Raw genomic sequence first — 8425 nt, forward strand, 5'->3', positions numbered from 1 at the left:
CGGCCACAATGAAGGAGAGCCAGGATAGGGGCCGGAAAGGGGGCAGCACCAGCCGGGAACGGCGGGTGCCTGACGGCTTCGAGACGAGATTGAAAGGATGCTGGCGTCGCGAGATTTGAGCAATTATCCTTAAAACGATCAAAGGATCACGTTAACGAAATAACGGTGCGCCGACCGTACCGCATGCCGAAACGTACATCGACCGCATGGGCCGCGATTGCGTCGAATGCGCTGGCCGCTTGGGTAGCGGTTTGGAAGAGAGCGTCCGGGCGCCGTGACAGGCAGCGGAACATCGTCGACACCGATCTGCCCGAGGACGAAACGCAGCAGTTATCATTCGAATGAAGCGGCGCTCGCGTCGTCAGCCGCGATGCGGCGGAAACGGCTCCACCATCGTGGGCCGGCGTTGTCGAATGAGGGGATGCATGATGTCTGTTTGTCAGTCGTGCCGAGATCTGCAAGGACGTTCGTCATTCGAGACGCAGCAGCACCGCCTTACCCTGGCGGGTGTGGGTGCGCTGAGCGGCACGATTGCGGTCGAGCATTATCGCTGCCCGGGTTGCGGCAGTTCGATCTTCCGGATCCTCGCCGGGGAGCCGACCGGACGCATCTGGCATACGCCCGATTTCGGGATGAATCCATAACGCGCGCATCGGCACAGGCACGAGGGGCTCTCGGTTCCGTGCGTCGTCATCGTGACCGGCGAAGCAGGATCTTGCCCCCCAGGGCGACCGCGCAATGGAGCGGGAAACGGCTTCGCTCTCGCTGCTTGACACGGCCGCATGATTTCGAGGCCCCGATCACAGCCCCCGATCCAACCGGTTCACCACTGCCCCTATGTGAAGCGCGCCCGTTTTGGATTTCCGCGCTGGAGCAACGGTGCGTACTCGTGCAATTCGCGTGGCGCGATGTCGAACGCGCGACGAAATGCGCGCGTAAAGCTCGACGCATCATTGAAACCCAACCCCGCGGCGACGTCCTGTACCTCCATATGCGGAAAGCGCACCAGCTCATCGGCCGCCATTCTCAGCCTGCGGTTGCGGATATAGGCGGCCAGGCCACCTTCATGCTCGAATATGCGATACACGCTGGCGCGCGAGAGCTGTAGCGATGCCAGCACGCTGTCAGGCGATAAATTCGGATCATGCAGATTTGTCTCTACATGCCGCCGCACTTGCCCGTAAATGGCAGCGCGTACCGCCGCGCGAGCGTTACCGGCAAGACCCGCGTGACGGCTGAAAGCGGCAACGATCAGCTCGACAGCGGTGAGAAAGGACTGATGCGCGTCCTTCTTGCTCAGGCCGACGATTTGTCTCCTGAGCGCCACCACATGCTCGATCAGCATGCGCGTGAGAGGGGTGGTGGCATGAATCCAGCGGCCATGCAGGGAGGCGGCATCGGGGAATGACCTTTCCACCAAGGCGCGCGGCACGAAAAGGAGAAGTATCCGACCATGAAAACTCCGTACTGTGCACGGCTGATCCATGTCCAGCGCGAGGATACTTGGCAATGGCGGCATGTGCGGCACGTCGGACCGTGGCTTGCCGCCCAGGAACTCGGCCGGCGGCCCTTCAAGGAATACGCTGAACGTGATGTCGCGAATGCTCTCGGTCGAAACCCGCCCCAGTGATCGCACGGCCAGGTTCGGCGCCGTGCGAAAGTCGAAGATGCTCAGATTGTCGATGGTGTAACGGGACAGCGATGCATCGAACGTATCCTCGGCTTGCTTTGACGAAGGCCAAATGTCGTAGACAGGGCTCATGCGCTCCTGCCAGGCCAGGAAGCTTCGACGGGCGTCGCCTTGAACGCTGAAATTGCTGTGCGCGATGCCAGGCGCGAGCGTCGGCGGCTCCGGCTGCAACAACAAGCGGCCGAGCGGTATCGCGGTGTGTAGCGGGTCGTCGTTCAATGCAGCGGTCATGGCTGATTTTCATCCGGTTTTGATCCCTCCCGCGCGGCCGAACCTCGTATTGAGCCAATGGCCCGGTCAGAACGCGCGCGAGTCCAAAATAACCACCTCGTGATCGCAATCGTTTGCGAACCGCGGCTCCGCCTCATGCGCCCAGCGGGGCCGATGATCAATGCATCCATGCCGAAGTCAGCCAGACATGGATCGGGAAGTCTTTACGCATGAATTTTCGAACATGCGTGAAGTTCCGCATTTTTGAGACGGAGTGTCAAGTCGCCCCGGCCGCCCCGCCTAGAATTCTTGGGGCCGTCGGTACCTTGGTGTTTGTCCGTTTCAGGCGGCCACGAGCTGTTCGATTCTGCGACTTGATCGTTGCCGAAGGTCGCACCGATAGCTTGCGTCAACGGGTTCGAGTGGCAGAACCCGCAGCGGACCTCTGCCGGTCAACGACATACTTGGGAATGATCTTGGAATTGGAGCATGCCATGCTGACCTGCTCGCGGAAGCCCGCGGCACGGGCACCGACGCGAGTTGACATTGCGCTGTCCAATGGATTTGCGCTGCATGATGTCGCGGCGATCATCGAGATTTTTCATCGGGCAAGTGCGCTGACGGCATCTCGTCGTTCCGGCGAGTCGCGCTACGACGTAGCGCTGGTCTCCGCCGCTGGCGGCCGCATTGCCACCTCTTCATCGGTCTTCGTCTGGACGGAAAGGATCGATTCGCGGCGGCGCGTGGACGGCAAGCAAATCGTGTTCGTCGCCGGCGGGGCAGCCGCGCATCTGGCTTGTCAGGACACGCGGCTGATCGATTGGCTGCGCCGCCAGCATTCGCTTTGCGAAGGCGTTTATCCGATTGCTGAAGGAAGGCATCTTCTGGATGCGGCAGGTCTTTCGAGCGGATTTCGTGCCGCCGACGAATCGCCAGACCTATACGCAACCGGATCGCCGAGCGACGCGCCTGACGCCGTTCGCATGGCGTTGCGAATCGTCGAAGACGATTTGGGTGAAGTCCTCGCGAGGCATGTGTCCGGATCGCTGGCGGCACCGGCGCCTGTACCGTTCGATGTTCCCGTAGCGGCGAGCATGGCGCCACGCGTGAGCGAGCCGATCACGGCATCCGCGCGCTGGTTGGAGGCGAACGTCGACCGCTCTGTCTCGATCGACGACGCGGCACAAGTTGCGGCCATGAGCGCGCGCAATTTCCTGAGAAGGTTCAAGAGCGAGATCGGCATGACGCCATCCGACTATCTGCTGCGCGCGCGCCTGAACATGAGTTGCAAGATGCTGGTGGAATCGACCTTGCCTGTCGACAAGGTCGCGCGTCGCTGTGGTATCAACAGTGGCGCGCAACTGGCGAGGCTGTTCCGGAAATACCTGTCGACGACACCGACCGAATATCGCACGCGTAACGAAGCGACCATCGGCATCGCGTGAGCCAATCGTTCAATCCCGGCCGTCACGATCCATGTCGGCACATCGACGGGGTGAATCCGCAGTCGATTCCGGACGTCGACTTCGCGCGGAAGCGCATCGCTCGATGCGCGTCATCGATCGAACCGCATCGATAGACGCCAAGCGTTGAATTCCGGTCTCGGTCGAGACAGCGGCCGTCCAATCGTGGAGTAGTATTCCCCCATGTCCGAGTGATTGATCGGCCTCTACGGCACACAGGCCACCCATCCGTGAGGGCGGCAAGCGCGTTGAAGGGTTCGGAAACTGCTTCAACGATACGCGTGATGGATGGTGCTGGCCGTGATGACGGCATTGGCGGGATGCATCATGTCAACCCAGTGGAAGCACCGCGTCAGACTGTTTGCCCAGCGTTTCTGGCAGCCGACCAGTGCATGCATGACCTGCATGCCGGGGAGTTGGGGAAATATCATGAGCCTTGCCCACTGGACGATTGCATTTCAGACAGGGCTGTTTACCGGACTCCTGGCTGTACTTCTGACTTTCACGCCAGCGGCGAAACTCTACGCGCATCGATACGGCAATGCGCTGGTCGTTGGCGTCCTGACAACGTTGGGCGACGCCTACTCACACACGAGTCACTACCGTATCCCCTATGTCGAACACATCGCGACGGGTGCAATTTCAGGTCTCTTGACGCTCGCGGCCTCCTATCTCCTGGAAGACCGCGCGCGACGCATTCGGGCGGTATGGGCTCAGGTTTTCCGATAGCTTGTCCGCTGACTTTCCGAACCCGCCGGGCCAAACGGAAAGACGCTCCCCGGTGAGGCTACGCTTCATGATCGGGAGGCTGCGCATGGAGAATGGGAACCCGCGACCGTTACATGTCCCGGCGTCAGGAGGCGGCCAGGAAGAGGCATTCAATCAGTATTCTTCAATGTCCAGTTATGAGCGCCAAGGGGCGCCAAGCCGCGTGTATCATGCCCATCTCGCGACCCATTCTTTCCGTCCAGACCAGATAAAACCGGGGGGAGTAATGCGCCGAGACTCTGATTTGAGTCCGTGGTTTCGAATAGCGCTGTTATTCATGTTCCTAATCCCAAGCGGATGCTTCGCAAGTCTTCCAGGTAGCTGGGTGTGGGAAACACCACCCACGGACTGCAGCCCAGGCGGCAGGAGTAGTAACCTGCATATGAATGAAACGGGCAATGTGATCAGCGGTAGTTGGGATGAGGGCGACATACACAAAGTGAACAACGGCAAGCTTTCCGGTGTTCGTCTTTCGTCGGGCACCGCGCTCATTTACCTGTGCGACGAGTCCGGAAACGGATATTACGCCGCTTGTCCCGCAAGCGATCGGGAATATTCTTACGTCGTCAAACTGGATCACGATGGTCTCCTTGTTTATCGGTATACTCGCGGCGCCAACTAGCCGCTCGACGGTCCGAAAGAATTCGTTCCGTCAATCGTTTTATTCAAGGATTCGCCACAGGAAAGAGCCTTGGCGTACAAAAGACTTGAGGCGATTAAGCGATCGAACGGCGGAACACTTGATGGGACGTTCTGTCAGGACCCGCGTGCAAGTGCTCGAACTGTTGTGCCGCGTGTTCACAAACAGCGGGTGCCGGTAAGGTCCAGTCGTTGATATTGCCTATCGGCGTGTCAAAGTGCGGGCCGACGGGGAAACAGCCCCGGCGTGAAACACACGTGAAACCGGGGCTGTCGGGTACGTCAATGCAGTTGTCGCTTTAGATCGGAAAGTTCCGAATGCATCGTACTTACTGCATTCATGATCTTGGCATCAAGACCGCCGGCCTGTTGGCAAGCACGCTCTGCACGATCACCGATTCGTTCGAGATCGTCGACGCATTGCCGCATACGATCTTCATCGTTGGACGCCATGAGCTTCTTCGCCGATTTGCATTCCTTGTCCAACTCATCCACCCAGTTGATCAGGTCCTTTGGAATCGTCCTGTCGGCGTGACAGGTACGTGATGCCTCGCTCACGGTTTGCTGCAGATGGGTAAAGCGCTTTTGGATTTCACTGGCTTGCAACATGATGAACTCCTCCTTGAACGTCGGTTCCAGATGCGCTCAGGCAGCAGATAACTCCGGCGTTACCCGTGGTATCGCCAGTCGCTCGCTTCAATCGGCCGGCGGCAACACTGCATTGCATCAAAGCTGCAACCGAGCCCGCGGAACGTGCAAGTTCTAGTGTAGGCCACTACCGCAGGGAGTAGTAATCCGGGCAGGCCGCCAGGATGCGACATCGACGTGACACTCCGTGCACCGCCGAAGGCGCAGGCTGATTGCTCGAGGCAATATCTCCTGTGCGCTTGCGCTCTGTGAACTGCAAGGAGCTGCAAGGGCTCCTGACCCCCGAATGCGATGCACCACATACAGTAAACATAGACCTTGCCCGCATAGCTTTTGGTAATTTGACGGCTCGCAGGATTTTCGCTGATTGAATCGACCAATTAGGAGGCTGCATCCTATTGCAAGGAAGCTAAAGATCCCGAAATCAAGCATTCTAAGGGTTATGAGCGAGATCAGCATACCCAACGCAAGAATGACGTGCAAGATGAGTAAGCCACCTATCGTCTTGGTTTGAGTCACGGCCATTTTGTCCCCATTAGTAGTCGTTCTCGGCACCTTTCATGCAGGTGCAGGCACTGCGAGTCTAATTCTAGATAGTTGCTTTAGGCTAGCGTTCGCTGGCCGCGCGGCGACAATTGCTTTGTCTGGCGGCCAACGTAGTTGACTCCGTACACGCTGGCCGGGCATTGGACGGTCGCCTGAGCGGATCCAACCGCTTCGTCGGTCCGGGTGCGGCCAATCTCAGTCACTCGACGGGAAGCCTCAATTCGAGTAAAAAATACAAGTGCGCACCTCTCAAAGTGCGCATCGCCCTCAAAATCATCTAGTCGCTAGTAACGCAGAATGGTCCTTATATCGGGAGTAGTGACGTTGATCAGGCTACCCTTCGTATTTTTCATCATGATCGCGGCGATAGCGATGCCGGTTTCTGCAAAGGCCTCTGGCAGCTTCGACGGTGATTGGCATTACACCACTTCGAATGAAAGCGGCACTTCGTACTACGGCGCGGAGTTTCATCTGACGGAGAGCGGAAGCACGGTTTCAGGGACATGGGGCGCAGGGACGGACCCGCTACGCAAGGTAGTACTTGTCCCATAGTTTGTTTCGAAATCGGTTGTTCGGATCGACTTGTGCCTTGAGTGCGAACAGGCGCGGCGAGTCGGGATAGGCACGTGCAAACTGGTCAGGTGTCGCGTGCAATTGATAGGGTAGGTAATAGGTGCCGCCGAGCGAGAGCGCCGCGTCGATGAGCTCGCGTGTCCACGTGCCAACTTCCTCACAATCGGCGGCGAACACCCGTTGCCAGTAATACAGTACGAATGAAAACACCTCCTCGCGTGCCCAGCCCATCCAGGAGGCGTGGTCGGCAGGTGCATGACGAACGGAGACGTTCACGGCGTGTGCTCGATGTGTCCGCAGTATGGCGGCCATGCGCGGCACGAAGGCGTCGAACTGAGCTATCGGTACAAAATACTCCTGAAGAGCATAGGTGGTGTTTCCGGTGGCAATGGGCCCGAGTGAGGCGACGTCGAGACTCGCCTCGTAATTGCGTCTCACGACCGGGTGGCTGAGGTAGCGCAACGGGTCGACCACGTCGTTGCGAAACGACTCACCGCCAGGAAGCTTCGCCACGCCCCACATAACGGCTTGGTCGAATTTGTACGATTGCCCGGGCGGAACCAGTCGGTCCGAGATGGTCGGGGCTTTACCGGTGGAGAGCCAGGTAACGGAAGTGGCATGGTCGAAGCCAGGTGGCGCCAAATCGGCGTTGTGCAAAACGGCCCGTTCGTTCCCGCGTACATGGTCATTGAAAAATTTGGGGTAGTCGGCAACCGGCATGCTGTGTACCTGGCGCTCGATGACGACATTCGGCACGAGATCCAATTCAACCTCAGTGATGACGCCCACCGCGCCATAGCCGCCGATGGCAGCGTGGAACAGGTCGGGGTTGGTGTCGCGGGACGCGTCCACCACCGAGCCGTCTGCGAGCACAAGTTGCACGGCGCGCACCGAGTTGATCACTGGGCCTGCCCCGACGTAGCGTCCATGGGCATTGACCGACAGCGCCCCGCCAACCGTGAAGTTGGCATAGCTTTGCATGATCTTCACCGAGAGGTCATGGGGGTCGATGACCGACTGCAGGTCGCGCCACCGTATCCCGCTTTGCACGCGCACGACCCTGCCTTCAGGCGAGTAATGAAGCAGTCGATTGAACTGACGCATATCGAGGTGCAGGCTATGTTCGGTGGCAATCTGTCCGCCCATGCTGTAGCGCCCGCCGCCGATGCAAACCGGCCCAGCCCATGCGGCGAGCGCCTGCTGGACCTCCACCGTCGTATGCGGGGTGAGCCGGCGGTCTACCCGGATCGGGTTGAGGAGCGTCACGTCGTTGACTGTGACGCCTGATGGTGCAGCCCGCGACAGCAACGGCCGCAGCGTCGCGGCAGCGACACCAGCCATGCCCGCCTGAAGCAGCTTGCGGCGCGTGAGACCATGCAGCGCCTCTGACGCCGGTTCCGATTGCGTGTTGTTGTTCATTCTCGCGTGCTCCATCCTGCGTCGCGCGGCAGCCTTTAGGGGTAATTCGCCGTCCGTGGACACGGTATCCTGGATATATGAGCATTGTTATGGGGGCGACTGCTAACCCCCTTGTCGTAGCTGGAGCGGGCAAAGTGTATGGAAATCCAAAGGCCCCGGTGTTGCGCCGCGCAACAAATTCCGGTACCATTCACGCCCCCCACAAGCTGCGCATACGGATTTCGCGCGAGGCGTCCCGCCCTCGACTATCTGTGCGTACACGATTCCGTTCGCATCCCGGCAGGCAAGCCGTTCTGGCGTCATGCTCGCGACGATCGTCGGCTCATCTGTCGAGGAGCATGTATTGGCAATTTCTGATCGGAACAATTCCACATCCCCTGAATTCACGGCCGCGGCAAAAGCCGGCCGTCGTGTGTCAAAGGGAAAGCCCCAGGCCCTGACGCCGACGGACACCGCGTCGCTGGCGCGC

At 59.3% G+C, this 8425-nt stretch carries 5 protein-coding genes; 2 read left to right on the top strand and 3 right to left on the bottom strand.

The window, feature by feature from the left end:
• Nucleotides 1-835 precede the first annotated feature (835 nt).
• On the bottom strand, nucleotides 836-1921 hold the full coding sequence (locus DIE06_RS35185) for a helix-turn-helix domain-containing protein (RefSeq protein WP_124665362.1): 1086 nt from the start codon (nucleotides 1919-1921) through the stop codon (nucleotides 836-838).
• Between the two features lie 473 nt (nucleotides 1922-2394).
• Here DIE06_RS35185 and DIE06_RS35190 point away from each other — a divergent pair, with 473 nt between their 5' ends.
• The gene (locus DIE06_RS35190; RefSeq protein ID WP_260433877.1) at nucleotides 2395-3345 is read left to right on the top strand and encodes a GlxA family transcriptional regulator; all 951 of its coding nucleotides are present in this window, start codon (nucleotides 2395-2397) and stop codon (nucleotides 3343-3345) included.
• Nucleotides 3346-3690: 345 nt separating this feature from the next.
• Nucleotides 3691-4092 (top strand): hypothetical protein, encoded by a 402-nt coding sequence (locus DIE06_RS35195; RefSeq protein WP_124665367.1) that lies wholly within the window; start codon nucleotides 3691-3693, stop codon nucleotides 4090-4092.
• Nucleotides 4093-5052: 960 nt separating this feature from the next.
• Here DIE06_RS35195 and DIE06_RS35200 read toward each other — a convergent pair.
• A complete protein-coding gene (locus DIE06_RS35200; RefSeq protein WP_124665364.1) occupies nucleotides 5053-5379 on the bottom strand; it encodes a hypothetical protein in 327 nt (108 codons plus the stop codon).
• 1110 nt (nucleotides 5380-6489) lie between these two features.
• A complete protein-coding gene (locus DIE06_RS35205; protein WP_221624085.1) occupies nucleotides 6490-7956 on the bottom strand; it encodes an FAD-binding oxidoreductase in 1467 nt (488 codons plus the stop codon).
• Nucleotides 7957-8425: the final 469 nt, after the last annotated feature.

The sequence above is a fragment of the Burkholderia sp. Bp8998 genome (assembly GCF_003854235.1).
Classification (GTDB): Bacteria; Pseudomonadota; Gammaproteobacteria; order Burkholderiales; family Burkholderiaceae; genus Burkholderia.